The organism is Flavobacterium tructae (genome assembly GCF_001853485.1).
In the GTDB taxonomy this organism is placed as follows: Bacteria; Bacteroidota; Bacteroidia; order Flavobacteriales; family Flavobacteriaceae; genus Flavobacterium; species Flavobacterium tructae.
Genome location: NZ_MIKE01000001.1, coordinates 54,291 through 79,150 on the forward strand (window position 1 = coordinate 54,291; position 24,860 = coordinate 79,150).

Consider the following 24,860-nt stretch of genomic DNA (forward strand, 5'->3'; position numbering starts at 1 on the left):
TGTTAAACTGAATACTGAGACTGTAACTGAAAACATTTATTATTCTTCCAAACGAAGATCTAAACCTAGACCTTTCAATTCGTGCATTAATACATTGAATGATTCTGGTAAACCTGGTTCTGGCATAGTTTCACCCTTAACGATAGCCTCGTAAGTTTTAGCTCTACCAATAACGTCATCAGACTTAACAGTTAAGATTTCACGTAGTGTACTAGAAGCTCCATAAGCCTCAAGTGCCCAAACCTCCATCTCTCCGAAACGCTGACCTCCAAATTGAGCTTTACCTCCAAGTGGCTGTTGCGTAATCAATGAGTATGGTCCGATAGAACGTGCGTGCATCTTATCATCAACCATGTGTCCTAATTTAAGCATGTAAATTACACCCACAGTCGCTTTTTGTGCAAAACGCTCTCCAGTACCACCATCATAAAGGTAAGTATGTCCGAAACGTGGTACGTTAGCCTCATCAGTCAAAGCATTGATTTGATCTAAAGAAGCACCGTCAAAAATTGGAGTAGCAAATTTTCTACCCAAGTTCATACCGGCCCATCCAAGAACAGTCTCATAAATCTGACCAATGTTCATACGAGAAGGTACCCCAAGTGGATTCAATACGATATCTACCGGTGTTCCGTCTTCTAAGAATGGCATATCCTCATGACGAACGATTCTTGCAACAATACCTTTGTTACCGTGACGTCCCGCCATTTTATCACCTACTTTTAACTTACGTTTTTTAGCGATATAGATTTTAGCCAATTTCAAAATTCCAGATGGCAATTCATCTCCAACTGTAATAGTGAATTTCTCTCTTCTTAAAGATCCTTGTAAGTCGTTCAGCTTAATTTTATAGTTATGAATTAAATCATTAACCATTTTATTTGTAGCGTCATCGGCAACCCATTGACCTTTGCTTAAGTGAGCAAAATCCTCTACTGCGTAAAGCATTTTTTGAGTATATTTTTTACCTTTTGGTAAAACTTCTTCACCCAAATCGTTCATTACACCCTGAGATGTTTTTCCGTTAACGATCAGGAATAGTTTCTCTACTAATCTGTCTTTTAATTCAACAAATTTAGTTTCGAACTCCATTTCTAAAGCGCCTAAAGCATCTTTATCCTGAGTACGTTTACGTTTATCTTTAACGGCTCTTGCAAATAATTTTTTGTCAAGAACTACACCATGTAAAGATGGAGAAGCTTTCAATGAAGCATCTTTTACATCACCTGCTTTATCCCCGAAGATTGCACGAAGCAATTTCTCTTCCGGAGTAGGATCTGATTCTCCTTTTGGTGTAATTTTTCCAATCAAAATGTCGCCAGGCTTAACCTCTGCTCCAATTCTGATCATACCGTTTTCATCTAAATCTTTAGTAGCTTCTTCAGAAACGTTAGGAATATCGTTTGTTAACTCTTCGTTTCCTAACTTAGTATCTCTAACCTCTAATGAATAATCATCAACGTGGATAGAAGTAAAAATATCATCACGAACTACTTTTTCAGAAATTACAATCGCATCCTCAAAGTTATACCCTTTCCATGGCATGAACGCAACTTTTAAGTTTCTACCTAAAGCTAATTCACCATTTTGAGTAGCATATCCTTCTGATAATACTTGTCCAAGAACCACTCTGTCACCTTTTCTTACGATTGGTTTCAGGTTAATACTTGTTCCCTGATTGGTTTTTCTAAATTTAATTAAGTTGTATGTTTTCTCATCAGCATCAAAACTAACCATTCTTTCATCTTCAGTACGGTCGTATTTGATAGTAATGATATTTGCATCAACATATTCTACAGTTCCATCTCCTTCAGCATTAATTAATACTCTGGAATCTGAAGCTACCTGACGCTCTAAACCTGTACCAACGATTGGTGCTTCCGGGCGGATCAAAGGAACCGCCTGACGCATCATGTTAGATCCCATCAACGCACGGTTCGCATCATCATGTTCCAAGAAAGGAATTAACGAAGCCGAAATCGAAGCAATCTGGTTAGGTGCAACGTCTGTATAATGTACAACTGAAGGTTCAACAACCGGGAAGTCACCTTCCTCACGAGCAATAACATTACTTGCCGTAATTTTACCAGTCTCGTCCATTTCAATGTTTGCCTGAGCAATCATTTTTCCTTCTTCTTCTTCAGCGCTTAAGTAAATTGGAGTACTTTCTAAATCAACTACACCATTAGTTACTTTACGGTATGGAGTTTCGATGAATCCCATTCCGTTTACTTTTGCATAAACTCCAAGAGATGAAATCAAACCAATGTTTGGTCCCTCAGGAGTTTCAATCGGACATAAACGACCATAGTGTGTATAGTGAACGTCACGAACCTCGAAACCAGCTCTTTCTCTCGAAAGTCCACCTGGTCCAAGTGCAGAAAGTCTTCTCTTGTGTGTAATCTCAGCTAATGGATTCGTTTGATCCATAAATTGAGACAACTGGTTTGTACCAAAGAAAGAGTTGATAACTGATGATAATGTTTTAGCATTGATCAAATCAATTGGTGTAAACACCTCGTTATCTCTAACGTTCATTCTCTCACGAATAGTTCTCGCCATACGTGCTAAACCAACACCGAATTGCTGAGACAATTGTTCTCCAACTGTTCTAACACGACGGTTTGATAGGTGATCAATATCATCAATCTCAGCTTTTGAGTTGATCAATTCGATCAAATATTTCACGATTGTAATGATATCTTCTTTGGTAAGCACTTGCTTGTCCATAGGGATATCTAAATCTAACTTTTTGTTCATTCTGTAACGACCAACTTCACCTAAGTTATAACGTTGATCAGAGAAGAACAATTTATCAATAATACCACGAGCAGTTTCTTCATCAGGCGGTTCTGCATTACGCAATTGTCTGTAGATATGCTCAACAGCTTCTTTTTCAGAGTTTGTTGGATCTTTTTGTAACGTGTTGTGGATAATAGCATAATCTGCCTGGTTATTATCCTCTTTGTGTAACAAAATAGATTTAACGTTAGAATCAATGATCTCTTCCACATTATCTTTGTCGATAATCGTATCACGATCAAGGATGATTTCGTTACGTTCGATAGAAACTACCTCTCCGGTATCTTCATCAACGAAATCCTCGTGCCAAGTGTTCAATACACGCGCAGCAAGTCTTCTTCCAATATACTTTTTGATACCTGTTTTAGAAACTTTAATTTCTTCAGCTAAGTCGAAAATTTCAAGGATGTCCTTATCTCTTTCAAAACCAATAGCACGGAATAAAGTGGTTACCGGTAATTTTTTCTTTCTATCGATATACGCGTACATAACGCTGTTAATATCTGTAGAAAATTCTATCCAGGATCCTTTAAAAGGAATTACTCTGGCAGAATATAATTTTGTTCCATTTGCGTGGAATGATTGTCCAAAGAAAACCCCAGGAGAACGGTGTAGCTGAGATACTACTACACGCTCGGCACCATTAATTACAAAGGTACCACTTGGAGTCATGTAAGGAATTGTTCCAAGATAAACATCTTGTACAATAGTTTCAAAATCTTCGTGTTCTGGGTCTGTACAGTATAGTTTTAACCTGGCTTTTAAAGGCACACTATAGGTAAGTCCTCTCTCTATACATTCTTGAATTGTATAACGTGGCGGGTCTACAAAATAATCCAGGAACTCCAATACAAAGTTGTTTCTTGTATCTGTAATTGGAAAGTTTTCCATGAAGGTGTTGTATAGACCTTCGTTGCCTCTTTCGTCAGATTTAGTTTCTAATTGAAAAAAATCTTTAAAAGATTTAACCTGAACATCTAGAAAATCCGGATAGTCAGGAATATTTTTTGTAGAGGCAAAATTCAATCTTTCAGTCTGATTTGTTATCATCAATGAACAAAATTTTGATTAAAAAAAAGTAGTTTTTTGTGTAAAACACATTGTTTAGTTTATACTTTCTTTTTAGAATCAATACATCTTTAAAAATAAACCGGACAAACCAGGTTCTATTTTTTTTCTTCGTATTGATCAAAAACTCTTCCGTATTTTAAACTATTTGATAATAAAATTTAATGTATTTTATTATACGAAAAATGGTTTAGGCCTTTGAGTGTTAACTCAGGACCTAAACCTAGTTCTTAAAACTGAGTTAAATTATTTAAGCTCAACTACAGCTCCAGCTTCTTCTAATGATTTTTTAAGACCTTCAGCCTCTTCTTTAGAAACACCTTCTTTAACGTTACTTGGAGCACCGTCAACTACATCTTTAGCTTCTTTAAGACCTAAACCTGTAAGTTCTTTTACTAATTTCACAACTGCTAATTTAGAAGCTCCAGCTTCTTTCAATACAACTGTAAATTCAGTTTGTGCTTCTTCAGCAGCACCTTCTCCACCACCAGCAGCAACTACTACAGCTGCAGCAGCAGGCTCGATACCATACTCGTCTTTTAATATTGTTGCTAATTCGTTAACTTCTTTAACTGTTAGGTTAACTAATTGTTCTGCGAATTGTTTCAAATCTGCCATTTTTTCTATCGTTTAAAATGATTTGTAAAATTATATTTTGTTTATTGTGCGCTATTTAAGCAGCAAGGAGAATAAACTCCCTGCGGTAATTATTATGCTTCAGTTTCTTCTTCGCTACCTGCGAATTTGTTTTGTAAAGCAGAAATAATTCTTTGAGCTGGTGATTGTAACAATCCAATAAGTTCTCCAAGAAGTTCTTCTTTAGACTTAATAGTTGCTAATGCATCTAATTGATTGTCTCCAATGTAAATTTCATTGTTAATGAAAGCACCTTTTAAAACTGGTTTATCAGATTTCTTACGGAAATCTTTGATAATTTTTCCAGGAGCATTAGCTACATCAGAAATAAATATAGCACTGTTACCAGTTAAAACTGTTGGTAAATCACCATAATCATTAGCAGAAGCTTCCATTGCTTTTGCAAGCAAAGTGTTCTTTACAACTTCTAATTTGATTCCAGCTTTAAAACAAGCTCTACGTAAGTTTGAAGTTGTCTCTGCGTTTAAACCAGAAATATCAGATACATAAATGATATTTGTACCAGCTAACTGCGCAGTTAAATTTTCAATCGCGATTGATTTTTCTTCTCTAGTCATACTAAAAATTTTTAACTACCAATTATACTGCTTTTGGGTCTAATGCTATAGCAGGACTCATAGTGCTTGTAAGGTGAATACCTTTAATGTAGGTACCTTTAGCAGCAGTTGGTTTAAGTTTTATTAATGTTTGAATAATTTCGTGTGCGTTGTCAACAATTTGCTCAGCTCCAAAAGAAACTTTACCAATTCCTGCGTGAACGATACCAGTTTTATCAACTTTAAAGTCAATTTTACCAGCTTTAACCTCTGCAACAGCTTTTGCAACATCCATAGTTACAGTACCTGTTTTAGGGTTTGGCATTAAACCTCTAGGTCCTAAAATACGACCTAATGGACCTAATTTACCCATAACAGCTGGCATAGTGATGATTACATCAACATCTGTCCAACCATCTTTAATTTTTTGTAAATAGTCATCAAGACCTACATAGTCTGCACCAGCTTCTTTAGCTTCCGCTTCTTTATCTGGAGTAACTAATGCTAATACTTTAACATCTTTACCTGTTCCGTGAGGTAATGTAACCACACCTCTTACCATTTGATTCGCTTTTCTAGGATCTACACCCAAACGAACTGCGATATCAACAGACTCATCAAATTTTGCAGAAGCAACAACTTTCAATAATGCCGCAGCATCTTTTAGAGAGTATAATTTGTTCTTTTCAATTTTTGAAGCAGCCTCTTTTTGCTTTTTTGTTAATTTTGCCATGTCTTTTTCTTAATTAAAAAGGAGCATCTCCTGATACAGTTATACCCATAGATCTAGCTGTTCCAGCAACCATACTCATAGCTTTCTCAATTGTGAAAGCGTTTAAGTCCGGCATTTTGTCTTCAGCGATAGTTCTAATTTGTTCCCAAGTAACGCTAGCTACTTTTTTACGATTAGGCTCACCAGAACCAGATTTTAGCTTTGCAGCTTCCATTAACTGAACTGCTGCTGGAGGAGTCTTAACGACAAAATCAAATGATTTGTCTTTATACACAGTGATTTGCACTGGGCAAATTTTGCCAGGTTTATCCTGAGTTCTAGCATTAAATTGCTTACAGAACTCCATGATGTTAACCCCAGCAGCTCCTAAAGCAGGTCCAACCGGTGGCGACGGGTTCGCAGCACCTCCCTTAACTTGTAGTTTAACTACCTTACTAATTTCTTTAGCCATTTTTAAAAAATTTATCACTGTAATCAATGGAAGCGATTACAATGGTTTATTATAGTGTAACAAAAAATTATACTTTTTCAACTTGCATAAAACTCAATTCTAATGGTGTTTTTCTTCCGAAAATCTTAACCATAACTTCAAGTTTACGCTTTTCTTCATTGATTTTTTCAACCGAACCGTTAAAGCCGTTAAAAGGACCATCGATCACTTTTACCGTTTCACCCAGGCTGAAAGGAATAGCGCGAGTATCTGTATTAACAGCCAACTCATCCACTTTACCTAACATTCTATTTACTTCAGAAAGTCTCAAAGGAACCGGTTCCCCGCCTTTGATCTCACCTAAAAACCCAATTACACTAGTAATTGACTTAATAATATGAGGTATCTCACCAACTAAATTGGCTTCGATCATAACATATCCAGGGAAATAAACTTTATCCTTAGACATTTTCTTTCCTTCTTTTACAGTAACTACTTTTTCTGTAGGTACTAAAACTTGGGAAACATAATCGCCCATACCTAATCTGGCAATCTCGGTTTCGATGTAAGCTTTGACTTTATTTTCTTGCCCGCTTACAGCTCTAACCACATACCATTTTTTCACATTATTATCTGCCATCACAAAAAAAATTATCCTTTTAACCAGTTAAAAAATCCAGCCAAAGCTTTTGCAAAAAATTCGTCTACTCCCCATGTTGCCAAAGCGAACAGAATCGAAAATACAGCTACAACAATTGTCAATTTTTGAACCTCAGCCCAAGCTGGCCAAGTAACATTTGACTTTAACTCTTCGAAAGCCTCTGATAAATAATTAGTAACTTTTGTCATTTGATATATTTTTTTATTGCACGGGCGGAGGGATTCGAACCCCCATCAACGGTTTTGGAGACCGCTATTCTACCCTTGAACTACGCCCGTAATTAAAAGCCAGTGATTTCAATTAAGAAAATCAGCTGGCTTTTTTTTTATTTTTTTATAGGATTATCCTACGATTTCAGTTACCTGACCTGCTCCTACAGTTCTACCACCTTCACGGATAGCGAAACGTAAACCAACACTCATAGCGATTGGGCTTAATAAAGCAACATTGATAGTCAAGTTATCTCCTGGCATTACCATCTCTACTCCTTCTGGTAAAGTAATAACTCCTGTTACGTCAGTTGTACGTACGTAGAACTGTGGACGGTAGTTATTATGGAATGGAGTATGACGTCCACCTTCTTCTTTTTTCAAGATATAAACCTCTGCTTTGAAAGTAGCGTGTGGTTTTACTGATCCTGGCTTAATGATAACCATTCCTCTTTTGATAGATTCTTTATCAATACCTCTTAACAATAAACCTACGTTATCTCCAGCTTCACCTCTATCAAGGATTTTACGGAACATCTCAACTCCTGTAATAGTAGAAGTTAATTTATCAGCTCCCATACCAATGATTTCAACTGGATCTCCTGTATTAGCAATACCTGTTTCGATACGACCTGTAGCAACAGTTCCACGACCAGTAATTGTAAATACGTCTTCAACCGGCATCAAGAATGGTTTTGCTACGTCACGTACTGGCTCTTCGATCCAAGCATCAACAGCATCCATTAATTCAATGATTTTTGGTACCCAAGCAGGATCATTATTCAATCCTCCTAAAGCAGAACCTTGAACTACAGGACCATTATCTCCATCATATTCGTAGAAAGATAATAAATCTCTAATTTCCATTTCAACAAGCTCTAACAACTCAGCATCATCAACCATATCCACTTTGTTCATGAAAACAACGATTCTTGGAATACCAACCTGACGACCTAAAAGGATGTGCTCACGAGTTTGTGGCATTGGACCATCTGTAGCAGCAACTACTAAGATAGCTCCGTCCATTTGAGCTGCTCCAGTAACCATGTTCTTTACGTAATCCGCGTGACCTGGACAGTCAACGTGAGCGTAGTGACGGTTAGCTGTTTCATACTCTACGTGTGATGTATTAATAGTAATACCTCTTTCTTTCTCCTCTGGAGCGTTATCGATTTGATCAAACGATTTTGCTTGACAGTAACCAGCATCAGACAATACTTTTGTAATTGCTGCAGTTAATGTAGTTTTTCCGTGATCCACGTGTCCAATTGTACCTATGTTTAAGTGCGGTTTGGAACGATTAAAATTCTCCTTTGCCATTTTACTTAATTTTTAATCTTAGTTATATATTAATTTTCAATTTCCTACTTACTTGAGCCAACTACGGGAATTGAACCCGTGACCTCTTCCTTACCAAGGAAGCACTCTACCCCTGAGCTAAGTCGGCAGAGAGTTCTGACTTTTAGATTTAGATCTCAGATTTTAAAAATCCGAAACCGATAGCCCAAAACCTTAACTTCTTCTTTATTTGTGGGGAGAGCAGGATTCGAACCTGCGAAGTTCACACAGCAGATTTACAGTCTGCCCTCGTTGGCCGCTTGAGTATCTCCCCTTAATAATTTATGATTCCAGAATCCTGATTTTAGATTTAACTCCAAAACTTCACCCTGCTAACCACAAACCTTTTTCAATAATTTTTAAGAACCAATTTCAAATCGCATTTGAAATATTTTTGAGCCGATAGAGGGACTCGAACCCACGACCTGCTGATTACAAATCAGCTGCTCTAGCCAGCTGAGCTACATCGGCAATTACATTAAAAAAGTCCGCTATTTCTAACGGACTGCAAATGTAGCTATTTTATCTTTGAATCAAAACATTTTTTGAAAAAAATTTCAATTATATATGTGCTCTTATTTTTTCTTTCCTTTTAACAAGTAATCTTTCTAAAGATTCTGCTGAAAGCTCAACCGCCTCTTCAAATGTCTTACACTGCTTTTTAACTAAAAAATCATCCCCCGGTACATTAATCTTAATCTCTACTGCTTTATTCTCCTTATCACTTGTTCTTTCCACTTTTAAAAAAACATCCGCCGAAACAACACGATCATAATATTTCTCCAATTTATCCATTCTTTCCTGAATAAAATCTACCAATTTTCTGTCAACAGTAAAGTTAACTGCATGAACATCTACCTTCATAATACAAATTTTAGGGTTAAACATTTCAGAACTATTGTTTATTCCTAGGATGCGCATTTGCATACACTTTTTTAAGCTCCGCTAAACTATTGTGAGTATAAACCTGTGTAGACGCTAAACTCGAATGCCCCAATAATTCCTTAACTGAATTCAAATCTGCTCCGTTATTTAATAAATGAGTCGCAAAAGTATGCCGAAGCACATGCGGACTCTTTTTTACCTTTTCAGAGACTTTACTAAAGTAAGAATTTATTAATCGATACACAAAAGATTCACTCAATTTTAACCCTTTGCCTGAAATAAAAAAATACTCTTCGTCTACTACCTTTTCAATCAAAGCTCTTTCCTGCAAATACAATTTCATCTGCCCCGCAATTATTGGCAATATCGGAACAATACGCTCTTTATTTCTCTTCCCCAAAACCTTCAACAAACCAGAAGACAAATCAACATCACGTTTCATTAAATGAATCAACTCAGCCCTTCTTATCCCGGTGGCATAAAACAAATCTACAATAAGCCTGTCACGAACCTCCTCGAACCCACAAGGATCTCCAACCTCCAACAACAAATCAGTCAGCTCTTTTTCAGAAAAAGGAATCTGGATAATCTTAGGCGTTTTCAATACTTTATGCTTTAACATCGGACTCACTTCAATTTGCTTTGTTTTCAAAAGAAACCGATAAAACGCTTTCAAAGACGACATTTTTCGATTAACAGAAATATTCGAAACACCCTCATCCACTAAAGAAACAATCCAACTTCTAATTTGACCGTAATTCACCCCCTCAATTCCCTCTTGCTCAAAATTAACTCTATTAAATTCTTTAAAAGAAAAAACATCGTTCAAATAAGCCGTAATCGTATGAACCGAATACTTCTTCTCCAATTCCAGATAATCACGAAACGCCTCTACATTTGATTTCATAAAAACACAATTCTTACAACACCTGTTAGTCCGATAAAAAGAAAACCAACCCAGCCAAAAATTAAACACAAAAAAACCGTTAGTATCAAAATTAATTCTTTTTGATAACTAACGGTAATTATTTTTAAAAAAGCTACTACTAACTCTCTAAACTATCTTTCAATGTTTGGATGTAAGCCGCTTTTTGAATTTGAGCTCTTTTGATAACAGAAGGCTTAATAAAAGCAGTACGTGCTCTTAATTGACGAACAGTTCCTGTTTTATCAAATTTTCTTTTATAGCGCTTTAATGCTCTATCGATATTTTCTCCGTCTTTAATTGGTATAATTAACATAATATTGACACCTCCTCTCGTTAAGGCTGCAAAAGTATGTATTAATTATGGATTATGGATTATAAATTGTGATTTTTTTTAGAAAATAGAATATAGAGCAAAGAATAAAGACTTCAATACTGTGTATCCTGCATTCTTCATCACGTGATTTTTTTTTTAGAAAATAGATTATAGAGCAAAGAATAAAGACTTCAATACTGCGTATCCTGCATTCTTCATAATGTGATTTTTTTTTTTAGAAAATAGAATATAGAACAAAGAATATAGATTTCAATACTATGTACCCTGTATTCTTTACTCTGTATTCTTTACTCTATATTCTTTACTCTATATTCTTTGTTCTATTCTCTTTACTCTATATTCCTTACTCTTTCAACAAATTTCTGGAAATAACCACTTTTTGAATTTCGGTTGTTCCTTCTCCAATGGTACACAATTTAGAATCTCTATAGAATTTCTCTACCGGAAAATCTTTTGTATAACCGTAACCTCCATGAATCTGAACCGCTTCGTTGGCAATTTTCACGCAAGCTTCGGAAGCATACATTTTAGCCATAGCTCCTAATGTTGTCACCGACTTATGTTGTTGCTTTAAATAGGCCGCCTTATGCAATAACAACTCCGACGCTTCTATTTCGGTAGCCATATCTGCTAATTTGAAAGATATACCCTGAAAATTACTGATAGGCTGACCAAATTGGTATCTCTCTTTTGAATATTTCAAAGCTGCTTCATAAGCTCCTTTTGAAATTCCCAAAGATAAAGCTCCGATTGAAATTCGTCCCCCGTCTAATATTTTCATCGCCTGAACAAATCCTTGTCCTACTTCTCCCAATCTGTTTGCATCCGGAACGCGACAGCCGTCAAAAACCAACTCGGCAGTTTCACTGGCACGCATTCCCAATTTATTTTCTTTCTTTCCTGAGCTAAATCCTTTCATTCCTTTCTCCAAAACAAAAGCCGTCATTCCTTTTGAATCTCCTTTTTCACCGGTACGAACAATTACTACTGCAATATCTCCGGAGATAGCATGTGTAATAAAGTTTTTCGCTCCGTTTATAATCCATTCATCTCCCTCTTTAACTGCGGTCGTATTCATTCCTCCCGCATCTGAACCGGTATTGTGCTCGGTTAATCCCCAGGCTCCAATATGTTCGGCCGTTGCCAATTTTGGCAGCCATTTTTTCTTTTGTTCTTCGTTACCGAAAGTCAAAATATGATTGGTGCATAATGAATTATGAGCTGCAACAGATAAACCAATTGAAGGATCGACTTTTGCAATCTCTTCAACAACGGTGATATATTCGTGGTACCCTAAACCGGAACCACCATACTCTTCAGGAACCAAAACTCCCATAAACCCCATTTCTCCCAATTGCTTGAACAGGGAAACTGGAAAAATTTGAGATTCATCCCATTCCATGATATTTGGTCGGATATTTTTCTCAGCAAAATCTTTTATTGATTGCGCAATCATCAACTGCGTTTCATTATATTGAAAATCCATTGTAATTCTGTTTTTTTTTAGAACTCCAAATATAAACTAATTATTTTTGCTTTTTCAATAGGAAAACCTTTAATTTTTGACAAATCCTCAATATTATTAATATTTCCATTCATACTTCGATACGTTACAATTTCTTTGGCCAATGCATATCGGAAGTAAGGAAACTTTGCCAACTCTTTTAAAGAGGCTTCGTTTATGGAGATTTTTTTTAAAGAGGAAGGAATTACCACTTTAAAATGCGCCGTCAATTCTTTTACAACCTCTGGTGAAAGCCCCCAAACCTCATTCATTTGTTCCATGGAAACAAAACCTCCCAAAACTTCTCTTTGCTTCAATATCCTTAACGATAAAGCTTCCCCTATACCATATATCTTAACTAAATCTTCCTGGGTAGCATCATTAATATCCAGCACTATAATTTTCCCTTTCTTATAAACAGGTTCTTTTACAAACTCGTTTCTTTCCATCTTATGACTTGATTTATTCTTAACCCAGTTCGGAAATTTAAAAAGTGGAGAAATTACATCCAGTAAAGAATCTGAGATTTTTGTGACCTCCTGAAATTCTTTTGCTGAATTTACATATTTGTTCTCTTTTCGGAACGCCAGCAGACGATCGATCTCCTGAACAGACATTCCTAATTTGTACGCTTTGTAATCGGTGATGAAATTTGGATTAAAAGCATAGACCTTTCTTTTCTCTCCAAATTTTAAAAGTTTTAAAGAATCTATTTCGGATTGCAAAGTCAACCACTGCTTTTCTTGAGGAGCAATCTTCTCCGAAATATCGAAATCAACAAGAAAGTAAACCGCCTGCAGTACAACTATAATAATAAAGAGCAAAAAAACTCCTTTACGCTGTTCTCGTGTAAACTTCAAAAGAACTTCAAAACGCTTTAATTTCATTTTATTAAAAATTTTCTTTCATTTTGTAAATTGCTAAAATAAGAAAATCTTAAAGCTTTATTAAGAAAATTAGCAAAAATATTGCGTTTTAAAAAATTACATTTTTCATTATTTATGACTAATTAATTTAATGAATCTCAGCCCGGAAAGATTGATAAACGGAGGTTTTGTCAAAATATTTAATATTTTACAACTAAAAATGAGATAATTGTTTTTATTTTTTACAAAAAACGATACATTTGGAGCTTAGTAACAAATAAACCAATATAATATATGTCAATTTGGAGAGTTAAACCTATATCAGCCTTTGAGGCCGATATGAAAAAAAGTGATTTAAAAAGAGTTTTAGGAAAATGGAGCCTTACAGCCATTGGTGTTGGTGCCATTATTGGAGGAGGAATTTTTGTACTTACAGGTACCGGAGCCTATTACCACGCTGGTCCGGCCTTAGCTGTTTCCTTCATCATTGCAGGGATTGCCTGTGTTTTCGCAGCTCTTTGTTATTCTGAGTTTGCCTCTATTTTGCCTGTTGAAGGTTCTGCTTATGCCTACGCATATGGAACAATTGGAGAAATTTTCGCCTGGATTATCGGTTGGGGACTTATCCTCGAATATGCGATGGGATCGATGACCGTCGCCGTTTCCTGGTCCGGATATTTTAACAAATTGCTTAAAATGTTTCACATCCATTTGCCCGAATGGCTCACAACAGACCCTGCCAGTTACTCGGGAGAGGGTTTTTCTATGAATCTTCCGGCTTTTTTAATTGTTATTTTGGTTATTTCTTTACTTATTAAAGGAACTAAAAGTGCTGCAAAAGCAAACAATTTCATTGTTATTCTTAAAGTTTCAGCTGTAATATTTGTAATTATCGCTGGTCTTTTCTTTATCAATACTGCAAACTGGAGTCCATTTATTCCGGCAGCTACTCAAATTATTGAAAAAGAAACTACTCACAATGCTTACGGTATTGGAGGAATTGTTTCCGGTGCTGCTGCCATTTTCTTTGCTTATGTAGGTTTCGATGCTGTTTCGACTCAGGCCGGAGAAGCGGTAAACCCTAAAAAGGATGTTCCGTTTGCGATCATTGCTTCCTTATTAATTTGTACTACCTTATATATTCTTGTTTCTTTAGTACTAACAGGAATGATGAACTATAAAGATTTCAATCCACTAGGAAAATATCCTGATGCTATTAAAGCTCCTGTTGCGTATGCATTTGATATTGCCGGACAAGGATGGGCTGGTTTTATTATTACAATTGCTGCAACAATAGGTCTTGTTTCTGTATTAATGGTAATGATCATGGGGCAATCCAGAATTTTCCTTGGTATGTCAAAAGATGGATTAATTCCTGCTGTGTTCTCTAAAGTAAATCCACTTTCAGGAACTCCAAAAACGAATCTAATCATCTTAGGTGGTATCATTGCTACAGTTGCTGCTTTTACACCTATTAATAAACTAGCTGATATGACGAGTTTTGGAACTTTGTTTGCCTTTACAATGGTTTGTATCGCAGTTTGGATTTTAAGGGTAAAACAACCTGGATTAACGAGAACTTTCAAGGTTCCTGCTTTACCAATCATTGCTGTTTTAGGTATCGCTATCAATACTTACTTAATGATCAATTTAAGCCATGATGCTCAACTACTTTCACTTGGTTGGCTGGCAGTTGGTATTCTGGTTTATTTTGGATACAGTAAGAAGAGATCAAGACTTAACAATAACGAAATCGAAGAATAAAAAACTAAAAAAGCTCCAAATAAAATTTGGAGCTTTTTTTATAAATCAAATACCGAAGTTCGTTTGGCGCGAATCAGATCTTTTAAACGAATCCAAAAAGCCAGAGTAAGGTAAATTCCGAATCCAAGTCCGGCGGTAACAAATGAAATGTAAATAAAAAACAATCTCACACTTGTCACGCGCATTCCAAGTTTATCAGCTAATCTTGAAGATACGTGAAAACCATATTTTTCAAAAAAGAATTTAAGTTTTAAAATAGCCGACATTTTATTGATTTTAGATTGTAGATTTTTGATTTGTCTATTTCTACAAAAATACAAAATTATCACATTGTCTCGTTTTCTAATTTTCTAATTATTCTTAAGCAGCTCAATGCCCAATGCACATCTTAAACAGGCTTTCTGATTGCAATATTCTTTTTTAAGTTCTAAAAGTGCCTGAGTTTCAAAAGCATTTTCAGCCTTTACTCCAAAGAGCTCAAATTTACTAATAATCGCATTGCTCTCCGGTGCTACCTGATTCATAAAAGAAATTAACTCTTCAGCAATTGATTCATCTCTTGTAGCTGCATAGGCAAACTGCAGCGGAATAATCGTATTTATAATGAGTAAGTCGATAAATGCACGAGATAAAGCCTTTGGTTTTCTGGAACTTTCTCTATCAAACTGATAATGGTTCTGCCAATATGGATTTGCAGATACTATTAACAGCTTACGTACTTCCTCAACTGATTTTGCAGCGATTATTTTTGAAAACAGGTTTTGTTTTTGATATAAATTAGCAAGTTGTGAAAGCCGAATGGTTGGAAAATTATCCGGACGATGCTTATAAAACTGAATTGGATCTATATGGCGCTTTTTTAACTGGTATTTGTTCAACAGATAATAATACCTAATTTTTAAGTTCGTAAAATACACATCTTCTTTATCAGCGTCTAACAACCCAATGGTACCGAAAAACAATGCTTCCAGGTTTTCAACTTCAAAACTTTCCTTTCGAACAATTGAAAACGGAAGGGATTTTGCCATTTGCAGAAAAGAATTTCCATTGGTATTCAATCCAAAATTCCTTGCGAACAATGAGAATAAGACTTCTTCCCAGTCCTGCTGATATTCCTCCAGTAAATCATAAATAAATATTGCTTTACGCTCTAAACGCTCAAAAAATAGTCTTTCCTGCCAGTTTTTAAAAACAAACTCGTCAACTTCAGTGATACTTTTTTCGCAGAATATCCATGATTTGGGTGCTATAAGAGCATTATAATTAGTAATCATTTCTTTAGAAGTATACTCTTTTAAAACCAAAACCGGAATCTCGATATTATTCTTTCCAAAAATCTCTGTATCGTGTTCCCAAACCACATGCAAAATTACATTGTCGTAAGCGGTATCTTTTTCGTGACCGTGTACATACCAATCTGAAGACTTGAGATGTATTTCGATATTACCCGCCCATTTTTGATTTTCTATTATAATTTGAGCATTGAAGAAATCCGGCCCGGAAAGTTCCAGATAATCACCCGTTTTAATAATGATGAGCGGTTCATTCTGAGTAGTTCTAAGATCCAGAGTTTCAAATTTTTTGAATCTCCACAGGTAATGAAGAAAATCTTCTTTCATAATTCAGGCTTATACAATGATTACATTGTCCTAAATTAATGAATTTTACTAATATTCTTACAAAAAATATTCTTTCATTTACTTAAAATCCATACTATACAAACAAAACTGATTTACATTTATACAAAAAATCCATAAATCCAGTCGCTTAAAACTAGATTTATGGATTTAAAAATGTATAAAAAGGATCTTATTTTATTGACCCAATGATATCATATTTTGTAATAATATGATGGCTTCCGTTTCCAAGATCTACTAAAACGGCATCATTTTCTTTTGTAAACAGCTTAGAAACTTCTTCAATTGGAGTTCCTAATTTTACGATTGGAAAAGGTTTCCCCATTACTTCTTTAATTGGTTTTTCGGCAACGTTTTTATCGGCAACGTAACTTCTGAATAAATCCGTTTCGTCAACAGATCCAACAAATCCATTGATATCTACCACCGGAATTTGTGAAATTTTATACTTACGCATACGTTCGATGGCATGAGACACTAATTCTTCAGTACGAACGACGATTAATTGTTTATCGATATGATCTTTAATAACGTCTTCTGCTTTTGTAACATTTTCTTCCAGGAAACCACGTTCGCGCATCCAGTCGTCATTAAACATTTTACCTACATAACGGCTTCCTGAGTCATGAAATAACACTACTACAACATCATCCGGTTTGAAATGCTCTTTTAACTGTAACAATCCTTTTATACAGGCTCCTGCTGAATTCCCAACAAAAATAGCTTCTTCCAAAGCAATTTTTCTGGTGTAAACTGCCGCATCTTTGTCAGTTACTTTGGTGAATCCGTCAATTAAAGAGAAGTCGACATTTTTAGGTAAAATATCTTCCCCAATTCCTTCTGTGATATAAGAATAGATTTCATTCTCGTCGAAAATTCCGGTTTCATGGTATTTTTTAAAAACAGAACCATAGGTATCAATTCCCCAGATCTTAATATTTGGATTTTGCTCTTTTAAATATTTCCCAACTCCCGAAATAGTTCCTCCTGTTCCTACTCCCACTACAAAATGAGTAATCTTTCCCTCTGTCTGTTTCCAGATTTCCGGTCCGGTTTGCTCATAATGCGCCAATGCATTAGACATGTTATCGTATTGATTTACGTACCATGAATTTGGCGTTTCACTAGCCAGGCGTTTTGAAACCGAGTAGTAAGAACGTGGATCGGTAGGCTCAACATCGGTAGGGCAAACTACCACTTTAGCTCCTACTGCACGTAAGATATCCATTTTTTCTTTCGACTGTTTGTCAGACATTACACAGATCAATTTGTAGCCTTTAATGATCGCTACAAGTGCTAATCCCATTCCTGTATTTCCTGAAGTCCCTTCAATAATAGTTCCTCCCGGTTTTAATCGGCCATCTGCCTCTGCATCTTCAATCATTTTCACAGCCATTCTGTCTTTAACAGAATTTCCGGGATTAAATGTTTCGACTTTTGCCAATACCAGTGCATCTATTTCAGCAACAATTTTGTTGAGTTTTACCAATGGTGTATTACCTATTGTTTCTAAAATGTTTTTTGAAAAGTCCATTTCTATTTGAATTTTAATATTTGGTTTTTAATCTATGAAGCGCCTAATCTTATTGGAAGAAATTCCAAACCAAACCAAATCGGATTACAAAATCACGATAGGGATTATTAGGTGCTGAATAATAATCGCTTTTTGAGAATAATGCGTTTATGTGTTCTGCTTTAAAATAAAAGCGGGTCTGACGAATTCTGGCGTTCAGAAAAAGATCGAATAACGGATAACCGCCAATCTTTTTATCATTCTGAACAAAAAACTCTCCTACAACCGGATTATAGTCATTTCCGTAATATTTTGTAAAATAATTGAATACAACTCCGGATTGCATGTACAATGCTTTCTTAAAAAAGTAACCTGAATAATAGAAGGTATTTCTGGTCACAAAATCAGGTACATTAAGAATCAAATCCGACTGACCAACCTTTTGATATAAAAGTGTGTTGTCTAAAGCAAATCGGCCAAATTTAAACTCACGGCTTGCTTTAATTTCCAGATAGTTAATCGCATTCCCATATTGAGCCGGCTCAATAATCTGAATATGTGCAGCTGCCTGAGCATCAGTAGATTTATCTCTAAAATAAAGATGATCGTTTAAAACGGTATATTGAACTTCTGCATTTAACCAAGGTGTTGACACATTAGCACTAAGCGAGTTAATTTTTTCATTTTTAAAATTATTCGACCAGTTGTACTCTGTGTAACTGCTTTGGTATAAATTGAAGTTGTTGTTTGGTAATTTATTGATGTTACGATATCTGAAATCAAACTGAATTTTATCATTCATATCGTATCTTAGTTTTGCATCTAAGTTAGAAAGCGACTGATTTGTAATCGATCTAGAATACAGAAAACGACCGTTCCATTTATTTTTTTGGTATTCGTACTGACCTCCGAAATTATTAATTTGTACAAATAAATTATCCGGTACAACTGTTTTGTCTTTCCTAATAATAATTCTTCCATACTCGTAATTGGATCGGTAATCGTCTACAAAAAAATTAAATTTTCCTAAAAGGGAGTTTTCGTAAGTAAGTCCTGCCTTATTGTAAAGTCTTTCGTATTTCGTTTTATCGTTAATACCACTTGTAACATACGAATCTCCAAAGCGTTGAAACGCCGTCCCATTGCCAATATTTGAAGCTAGTGTTGCCTGAGTGTATTCAAAAAGTTTATTTTCGTAATTAAACTGATGTGTTACATATAAATTATTGCTTCCGTTTTTTGGATTTACTCTGAACGCATGATCAAAAAACAGGCGTCTTCCTTTTAAAAAGGATTTTGCATCTGTAAGGTAAACTTGCAATCTCTGACGGTTTTTATAATCCTTATTATCACTTTCAAAATCTGTGGGTGTCGTAATCCCGCCATTCTCTTGATTAGAAATATCCTGATACGTATAGTGTGCATTTATAGCATATCTTTTATCCGTTGTAGCATAACTTGTTGTAAACCTAAAATTTCCGGCACTTACCAGCTGATTGATATAATCTCCTTCTGAACGCAACCCTTTATAAGCTATAGAAAAATTAAGATTTTTTGAGGTGTTTAAGGTAATAAAGGAGTCGACGTTTTGTCCTTTATTAATAGTAGTATTAAAGAACAATTCTGTTAAAGGAGTAGCCGCCGAATAATAATTAATCTGATCGGCCTGCATGTAATTAAAATGTTTACCACTAAAACCAATTTCAGGATAAGGAGAAAAACTGGTCAGACTGTATTGTAATGTATTAAATGTTTGTCCGATGTTCGAGAAAGCCAAAAGTCCGAAATCGTCTTTTCTAAGGTGATTTTGTTTATAAGCACTTTTTAAAGTTAACGAAGTATCTACATATGTTGTATCGTGTTCCAATGTGATAATTTGATATTGATCTATGGTAGCGATCTTAGCTTTTTTCTTTTTTACCGTATCCGTTATACTCGAATATTTAGTATTCATGTCTAAACTATTTTTAGAAGTCGTTTTTTCCTGAGAAAATAATAAAGTTGGTACAACTAAAAGATATAGAAAAATGAATATTCTCATTTGATTGTTTTATAGGTAATTATTTGGATAAAATTTATCAAGCAAAGGTAAAAGATAAAAACGTATAAAAAAACAAATCATTGTTATCTGGATTCTTTTTCAAACCAAATTATTAAAACAAAAACCCCCAATCAAAAAAATGATCGGGGGCTTTCAAAAAAAATCAAAATATTTATCGTAATCCTACCAGTCTGGATTTTGTCCTAAACCTGGGTTTGTATTCATTTCAATTTGTGGTATTGGCCAGATAAATTTATAATCTGTATAAGGAAGAGCCGGAACTCCATAAGGACCTGGATAAGGTGTTCCTAAAGTATATAAAGCAGCAGCAGGTGCAGCATTAGCCAATTTCGCAGGGATACCATTAATTGCAACACTTAATATTGGATCTCCTTGTAATCTGTGAATATCAGACCATCTGCGTCCTTCTACTAAAAATTCGATTCTTCTTTCAACAAGAATACCAGCAACCAAATCAGCAGGTGTAGCAAAAGAAGCAGCAGTATAAGCCTGTCCAACTGGATTGGCCGGAGTTGCTACCGGATTAGCCAACGCTCTGTTTCTTACAGAATTCAATAAATTAAGAGCTACTGTAGTGTTTGATAAACGAGCCTGAGCCTCAGCCATATTCAATACTACCTCAGCATATCTGATAACCGGAGCGGCATCAGTTAAGTTTGTAACATCTGAATATTTATTAGTATATTTTCTTCCGGCTACGGTTTTAATCATAACTCCCTCTTCTCTTCTTTTATCATCAGCTAACCATTTAGTATTTCTCCAAATAATCGGGCTAATATTTACTAAAGCTCTAGCATTAAGAATACTCGCTAATCCTGCATTAACTCCTGGGTTAGCAGTAGCTGAATGCTGAATAGAGAAAATAGATTCTGTATTAGAAAGGTTACTCGCTGGAACAAATACATCATTAGGTTTAGCAGTCAAAGTATACAAACCATTAAGCTTAACACCTTCAGTAATTACATTCGCCCAGTCTCTTTTTTGAAGATATACTCTCGTTTTGAAAGCAATAGCAGCAGATTTAGTTGCTTTCGCTACAACTCTAAGACCATTATTAAATCCATTTGATACAATTAAGCTTTCAGCATCATTTAAATCTGCAATTACTTTGTCGTAACATTGAGCAACTGTATTTCTAGGCTTTGCATTTTCTGAATCTATTTCTGCCTGAGTATTAACACCAACTTCTCTGTAAGGAACACCTGGATGAGTACCACCAGCAGTAAAGTGATAAGGTCTAGCAAAGTAGTTCAACAATTCGAAATGTGTGATTGCTCTTAAAAACTTAGCTTGTCCGATATAATCATCACCAACTGCTTTTGTAATGATACCTTTCGCAACAGCTTCAGTTGTACCTTCAATCATTAAATTACATCTATTGATTAGTCTGTAACCATCAACCCAGTAATACACATTGTTAGCTGATGTAGGATCATAAGTCTGAGTATATGTAAGTTGATAAAAAGTTGCATTGTTTACAACATCTTCTCCCATACATTCTCCTTGCTCCACAAAAGCAGCACCCCAAACATAACCTCTACCACCGTTTGAAGTTCCACTGTTATAAGTACCGATTGCAGCCGCATTGTAAACACCATTCATATATGTTTCAATATAAGTAGGCGTTGAAAAAGCAACATCTGTAGGAACGTTATTTACAGGAACAAGATCTAATATCTTATCTTCTGAGCATGAGTTCAGTCCTAAGACCGCTACAGTTAGTAAAATTGATTTTATTATATTTTTCATATTTTTTATTTTATAAACTTACATTAAGACCCACTGATATCACTTTAGAACGAGGAGTACCATTAACATCAACTCCTGACGTTTCCATCTCCGGGTTAATACCTTTATAATCAGAGATCAACCAAATGTTTTGTGCCTGAACAAAGATTCTAAAGTTGTCCACTTTGATTTTGTCTAACAATAATTTTGGCAATGTATATCCAAAACTAATGTTATCAAGGGAAATAAAATCACCTTTTTCAACGAAACGAGTAGTAGCACTTCCTGAAAGATTTGATGAAGTGTTAGAACTAGCATATAATCTTGGCGTCCATCCGTCTCCAGGATTATCAACACTTTGCCATCTTCCTAAGATTTCTGTTCCGTTATTATTAAAGTTTGTATTCATTAATTCTCTTCTGGTAGAGTTAAAGATTTTATTTCCTCCACTAAATCTGAACATGAAACCAAAATCAATATTTTTATATTTCATGCTTGAACTAACTGATCCGTAATATTTAGGAAGCGTGTTTCCTAAAATAGTTTTATCAGCCGTTACTAATGTTGCCGCTGCACCAGCTGCTGCAGGATTACTTGGATCAAAAACTGAGTAAGTAGAACCTGGTAAATTTCCTTGTACTAAACTTCCATCAGCTTTGTAGTAAACTGGGTTACCATTTGCTTTGTTAACTCCCCAATATCTAAATCCGTACAATGAGTTCATAGACTCTCCTTCTCTAAGAATTAAGTTAGGAGCAATATTAGTGTCTCCAGAAGTACCTCCAATAATATCCTGACCGTCTACTAAATCAGTTACAACGTTTTTAGACAATGTTAAATTAGAAGATACATCCCATTTAAAATTCTCATTATTGATCGCTTTAAAGCTTACAGCAAACTCATATCCTTCATTGTACAATTTACCAATATTCTTATTTGTTGTATTAAAAGGAATACCCAAAGAAGGAGAAACCGGTACGGCTAAAATTAACTTGTCAATATTATTTCTGTAGTAATCAAATCCAATTGTCAATCTGTTATTAAACAAACCTAAATCAGCACCAAAATCGATTTTCTCACTAGATTCCCACTGAAGTGTTGGGTTTCCAAACTGAAAGTAACCAATACCATTTGTAGGACCGTAAGGTGACGGAGCTGTTAAATCCATGTACGGGTAATTTCCAATTTCAGTATTTCCAACTTTAGAATAAGAAGCTCTAAGTTTAAAATCAGAAAGTGTATTACTTATAGGTTGCATGAAGTCTTCTTTAGAAACTGTCCAACCTGCAGAAACTCCAGGGAAATTAGTCCATCTTTTATCTTTACCTAATTTAGAAATACCGTCTCTTCTGATCGATCCCTGAAGGAAGTATTTTTCTTTATAGTTATAAGTGAAACGTCCTAAGTAAGACATAATACCATTCTCAGTAATAGATCCTCCTGAATCTTTAGTTATATATGAGTTAGTAACAAGGTTTTTGTCATAAAAATCACTGATGATATCACTTCCCTGTCCAAAGAAGTATTGATATCTTTGTTTTTGATACTCCGCTACTGCAGTAACACCAATATTATGATTTTCTGCAAAAGTCTTTTTATAGTTTAAGATATTTTGCCAGTTCCATCTTAAATACTCTGTATTATCATTGATTAAATAACCATTTCTTGAACGACCATCACCATGAACCGGGTTCCAGTATTGGAATCCACCAGTGATTGAATTATCGGCACTTACCTGAAGTTTATAACTTAAGTCTGAAGTAATTTTAGCATTTGCAAAAACATTCAATAATGTTCTGTTTACTTTAGAGTAATATTTATTGTGATCTAAAGCATACACGATATTAGTAATGTTATCTCCTACTGGATCCGTATTATCCCATTTTCCTACTGTGTTAGTAGATAATGGTAAAGTTATGTTATATCCAGTTGGATTAGCTGCATCATAAATTGGAACGTTAGGTAACTGTCTGATTGTGTTGAAAATGTTTCCAGAAAGTCCACTTGCACTAGTATTCAAACCATTGTACTCTGTTCTGGTTACACTTAAATTTGTACCTACACTTAACCATCTATTAACATCCTGATCGATATTTGCTCTAACAGAATATCTCTTCATACCATTCGCCAAGTTGATACCTTCCTGATCTGTATATCCAAGAGATAAGTAGTATTTAGTTTTATCAGAACCTCCACTAAAAGAAAGATTATGAGTCATTTGAGGAGCGTTTCTTAAAACTGCACTTTGCCAGTCTGTATTATAAGTACTTCCAACAGCCCAAGGAGCTTGTCCTCTATTCGTTCTTTTTTCGTTAGCAATAACTAAGAAATCAGGAGTTTGTAGTACATCGTATTTTTTAGCAGCACTAGCTACACCAAAAGTAGTTGAGTACGTTACTTTTAAACTTCCTTTTTTACCACTTTTTGTAGTAATCAAAATAACTCCATTTGCAGCTCTGGAACCATAAATTGCAGTCGCAGCACCATCTTTTAAGATATCAAAAGATTCAATATCATCCGGATTAATATCCGCTAATCCATTTGTATTAGCTGAACCCCCAATATCTCCAGAAAGAATAGGCATACCATCTACAACAATTAATGGATCAGTTCCACTTGAAATAGAAGCAATACCTCTAATTCTGATTTTTGGAGCTACCCCAATAATACCAGAATTAGTTACAACCTGAACTCCAGTTGCTCTACCTGCTAATACTCCCTCGAAACTCGGAGTTACAAGATTAGAAATCTCACTTCCGGCAATTTTAGAGATCGAACCAGTTACTTCCTTTCTCTTTTGTACACCGTAACCTACGACTACAACTTCATTCATTAATTGAGCTTCTGACTCCAGCACTACATTTACTGAATTTGAAGAACCAACAGTTACTTGTTTGTTATTCATACCAACATATGAATAAACTAAAACATCACCTGTCTTTGCCTTTATGGAATAACTTCCGTCAAAATCAGTTTGAGTACTTACTTTAGATCCTTTCACAAGAACATTTACTCCCGGAATCACCCCTGTTTTATCAGAGACTTTTCCAGTAACAGTTCTCTCCTGAGCAAAAGAAAACTGCATAGACAACGCCACAACAAGCGTAAAAATCCATTTAAATTTTAATTTCATTTTAATTTATTTTGAATTAGTATGGCGCAAACATCTTAATTATTTCTTAAAACACCAAAATTTTTTAACTTA

The 24,860-nt window shown here is 35.2% G+C and carries 20 protein-coding genes and 4 tRNA genes; 1 reads left to right on the forward strand and 23 read right to left on the reverse strand.

All coding sequences use genetic code 11. The annotated features are described in order from the left end of the window. Positions 1–39: 39 nt before the first annotated feature. The 17 genes from rpoB to BHE19_RS00275 all read right to left on the reverse strand — a co-directional run bounded on the left by rpoB (position 40) and on the right by BHE19_RS00275 (position 12,972). On the reverse strand, positions 40–3,852 hold the full coding sequence (gene rpoB / locus BHE19_RS00195; protein ID WP_070905493.1) for a DNA-directed RNA polymerase subunit beta: 3,813 nt from the start codon (positions 3,850–3,852) through the stop codon (positions 40–42). A 264-nt stretch (positions 3,853–4,116) separates the two neighbouring features. Continuing rightward, on the reverse strand, positions 4,117–4,488 hold the full coding sequence (gene rplL, locus BHE19_RS00200) for a 50S ribosomal protein L7/L12 (RefSeq protein WP_007807437.1): 372 nt from the start codon (positions 4,486–4,488) through the stop codon (positions 4,117–4,119). 92 nt (positions 4,489–4,580) lie between these two features. Beyond that, complete coding sequence (gene rplJ, locus BHE19_RS00205; RefSeq protein ID WP_017496726.1) at positions 4,581–5,084, reverse strand: 50S ribosomal protein L10; 504 nt, start codon at positions 5,082–5,084, stop codon at positions 4,581–4,583. Between the two features lie 22 nt (positions 5,085–5,106). Further along, complete coding sequence (rplA, locus tag BHE19_RS00210; protein ID WP_017496725.1) at positions 5,107–5,796, reverse strand: 50S ribosomal protein L1; 690 nt, start codon at positions 5,794–5,796, stop codon at positions 5,107–5,109. 13 nt (positions 5,797–5,809) lie between these two features. Further along, positions 5,810–6,247: a 50S ribosomal protein L11 gene (rplK, locus tag BHE19_RS00215; RefSeq protein WP_008466923.1), complete on the reverse strand. Its 438-nt coding sequence runs from the start codon at positions 6,245–6,247 to the stop codon at positions 5,810–5,812. Positions 6,248–6,314: 67 nt separating this feature from the next. Next, positions 6,315–6,866: a transcription termination/antitermination protein NusG gene (nusG, locus tag BHE19_RS00220; protein ID WP_017496724.1), complete on the reverse strand. Its 552-nt coding sequence runs from the start codon at positions 6,864–6,866 to the stop codon at positions 6,315–6,317. Positions 6,867–6,877: 11 nt separating this feature from the next. Beyond that, entirely contained in the window at positions 6,878–7,075 is a 198-nt protein-coding gene (gene secE / locus BHE19_RS00225; RefSeq protein WP_008466927.1) for a preprotein translocase subunit SecE, read from the reverse strand. A gap of 19 nt (positions 7,076–7,094) precedes the next feature. Next, positions 7,095–7,165 (reverse strand) — tRNA-Trp (locus tag BHE19_RS00230). Positions 7,166–7,228: 63 nt separating this feature from the next. After that, entirely contained in the window at positions 7,229–8,416 is a 1,188-nt protein-coding gene (tuf, locus tag BHE19_RS00235) for an elongation factor Tu (RefSeq protein WP_017496723.1), read from the reverse strand. A gap of 55 nt (positions 8,417–8,471) precedes the next feature. Next, a tRNA-Thr gene (locus tag BHE19_RS00240) sits at positions 8,472–8,543 on the reverse strand. A gap of 84 nt (positions 8,544–8,627) precedes the next feature. Continuing rightward, positions 8,628–8,708: transfer RNA gene (locus tag BHE19_RS00245), tRNA-Tyr, on the reverse strand. A 123-nt stretch (positions 8,709–8,831) separates the two neighbouring features. Beyond that, positions 8,832–8,905 (reverse strand) — tRNA-Thr (locus tag BHE19_RS00250). A gap of 90 nt (positions 8,906–8,995) precedes the next feature. Continuing rightward, a complete protein-coding gene (gene hpf / locus BHE19_RS00255) occupies positions 8,996–9,298 on the reverse strand; it encodes a ribosome hibernation-promoting factor, HPF/YfiA family (protein ID WP_017496722.1) in 303 nt (100 codons plus the stop codon). A gap of 31 nt (positions 9,299–9,329) precedes the next feature. Then, positions 9,330–10,226, reverse strand: coding sequence for a tyrosine-type recombinase/integrase (locus BHE19_RS00260; protein WP_070905494.1), 897 nt, complete (start codon positions 10,224–10,226; stop codon positions 9,330–9,332). A 139-nt stretch (positions 10,227–10,365) separates the two neighbouring features. Next, complete coding sequence (gene rpsU, locus BHE19_RS00265; RefSeq protein WP_070905495.1) at positions 10,366–10,560, reverse strand: 30S ribosomal protein S21; 195 nt, start codon at positions 10,558–10,560, stop codon at positions 10,366–10,368. Positions 10,561–10,924: 364 nt separating this feature from the next. Continuing rightward, positions 10,925–12,067 (reverse strand): acyl-CoA dehydrogenase family protein, encoded by a 1,143-nt coding sequence (locus BHE19_RS00270; RefSeq protein WP_070905496.1) that lies wholly within the window; start codon positions 12,065–12,067, stop codon positions 10,925–10,927. Between the two features lie 17 nt (positions 12,068–12,084). Further along, positions 12,085–12,972 carry a ComEA family DNA-binding protein gene (locus tag BHE19_RS00275; protein WP_070905497.1) on the reverse strand — a complete coding sequence of 296 codons (888 nt, stop codon included), beginning with the start codon at positions 12,970–12,972 and terminating at the stop codon, positions 12,085–12,087. Between the two features lie 273 nt (positions 12,973–13,245). On the opposite strand from BHE19_RS00275, the gene BHE19_RS00280 reads away from it, so the two are divergent. Continuing rightward, positions 13,246–14,715, forward strand: a complete 1,470-nt coding sequence (locus BHE19_RS00280) for an APC family permease (protein WP_070905498.1) — start codon at positions 13,246–13,248, stop codon at positions 14,713–14,715. Positions 14,716–14,753: 38 nt separating this feature from the next. Here the strand turns inward: BHE19_RS00280 and BHE19_RS00285 are convergent, their stop codons facing one another. From BHE19_RS00285 to BHE19_RS00310, 6 genes are all read right to left on the reverse strand, one after another. Further along, the gene (locus tag BHE19_RS00285) at positions 14,754–14,981 is read right to left on the reverse strand and encodes a PspC family transcriptional regulator (protein ID WP_026985787.1); all 228 of its coding nucleotides are present in this window, start codon (positions 14,979–14,981) and stop codon (positions 14,754–14,756) included. Between the two features lie 84 nt (positions 14,982–15,065). Continuing rightward, positions 15,066–16,334 (reverse strand): DUF2851 family protein, encoded by a 1,269-nt coding sequence (locus BHE19_RS00290; protein ID WP_070905499.1) that lies wholly within the window; start codon positions 16,332–16,334, stop codon positions 15,066–15,068. 190 nt (positions 16,335–16,524) lie between these two features. After that, a complete protein-coding gene (locus BHE19_RS00295) occupies positions 16,525–17,886 on the reverse strand; it encodes a pyridoxal-phosphate dependent enzyme (protein ID WP_070905500.1) in 1,362 nt (453 codons plus the stop codon). Positions 17,887–17,935: 49 nt separating this feature from the next. Further along, the gene (locus BHE19_RS00300; RefSeq protein WP_070905501.1) at positions 17,936–19,906 is read right to left on the reverse strand and encodes a putative porin; all 1,971 of its coding nucleotides are present in this window, start codon (positions 19,904–19,906) and stop codon (positions 17,936–17,938) included. A 183-nt stretch (positions 19,907–20,089) separates the two neighbouring features. Next, entirely contained in the window at positions 20,090–21,676 is a 1,587-nt protein-coding gene (locus tag BHE19_RS00305) for a RagB/SusD family nutrient uptake outer membrane protein (RefSeq protein ID WP_070905502.1), read from the reverse strand. 10 nt (positions 21,677–21,686) lie between these two features. Continuing rightward, a complete protein-coding gene (locus BHE19_RS00310; RefSeq protein ID WP_070905503.1) occupies positions 21,687–24,788 on the reverse strand; it encodes a SusC/RagA family TonB-linked outer membrane protein in 3,102 nt (1,033 codons plus the stop codon). Positions 24,789–24,860: the final 72 nt, after the last annotated feature.

Coding starts and splice junctions, on each gene's coding strand:
- BHE19_RS00285 (WP_026985787.1), bottom strand. CDS start 14,981: ATGTCGGCTATTTTAAAACTTAAATTCTTTTTTGAAAAATATGGTTTT.
- rplL (WP_007807437.1), bottom strand. CDS start 4,488: ATGGCAGATTTGAAACAATTCGCAGAACAATTAGTTAACCTAACAGTT.
- BHE19_RS00280 (WP_070905498.1), top strand. CDS start 13,246: ATGTCAATTTGGAGAGTTAAACCTATATCAGCCTTTGAGGCCGATATG.
- BHE19_RS00305 (WP_070905502.1), bottom strand. CDS start 21,676: ATGAAAAATATAATAAAATCAATTTTACTAACTGTAGCGGTCTTAGGA.
- BHE19_RS00270 (WP_070905496.1), bottom strand. CDS start 12,067: ATGGATTTTCAATATAATGAAACGCAGTTGATGATTGCGCAATCAATA.
- BHE19_RS00295 (WP_070905500.1), bottom strand. CDS start 17,886: ATGGACTTTTCAAAAAACATTTTAGAAACAATAGGTAATACACCATTG.
- rplA (WP_017496725.1), bottom strand. CDS start 5,796: ATGGCAAAATTAACAAAAAAGCAAAAAGAGGCTGCTTCAAAAATTGAA.
- nusG (WP_017496724.1), bottom strand. CDS start 6,866: ATGGCAGATAATAATGTGAAAAAATGGTATGTGGTTAGAGCTGTAAGC.
- secE (WP_008466927.1), bottom strand. CDS start 7,075: ATGACAAAAGTTACTAATTATTTATCAGAGGCTTTCGAAGAGTTAAAG.
- rpsU (WP_070905495.1), bottom strand. CDS start 10,560: ATGTTAATTATACCAATTAAAGACGGAGAAAATATCGATAGAGCATTA.
- hpf (WP_017496722.1), bottom strand. CDS start 9,298: ATGAAGGTAGATGTTCATGCAGTTAACTTTACTGTTGACAGAAAATTG.
- BHE19_RS00310 (WP_070905503.1), bottom strand. CDS start 24,788: ATGAAATTAAAATTTAAATGGATTTTTACGCTTGTTGTGGCGTTGTCT.
- BHE19_RS00275 (WP_070905497.1), bottom strand. CDS start 12,972: ATGAAATTAAAGCGTTTTGAAGTTCTTTTGAAGTTTACACGAGAACAG.
- rpoB (WP_070905493.1), bottom strand. CDS start 3,852: ATGATAACAAATCAGACTGAAAGATTGAATTTTGCCTCTACAAAAAAT.
- BHE19_RS00260 (WP_070905494.1), bottom strand. CDS start 10,226: ATGAAATCAAATGTAGAGGCGTTTCGTGATTATCTGGAATTGGAGAAG.
- BHE19_RS00290 (WP_070905499.1), bottom strand. CDS start 16,334: ATGAAAGAAGATTTTCTTCATTACCTGTGGAGATTCAAAAAATTTGAA.
- rplJ (WP_017496726.1), bottom strand. CDS start 5,084: ATGACTAGAGAAGAAAAATCAATCGCGATTGAAAATTTAACTGCGCAG.
- tuf (WP_017496723.1), bottom strand. CDS start 8,416: ATGGCAAAGGAGAATTTTAATCGTTCCAAACCGCACTTAAACATAGGT.
- BHE19_RS00300 (WP_070905501.1), bottom strand. CDS start 19,906: ATGAGAATATTCATTTTTCTATATCTTTTAGTTGTACCAACTTTATTA.
- rplK (WP_008466923.1), bottom strand. CDS start 6,247: ATGGCTAAAGAAATTAGTAAGGTAGTTAAACTACAAGTTAAGGGAGGT.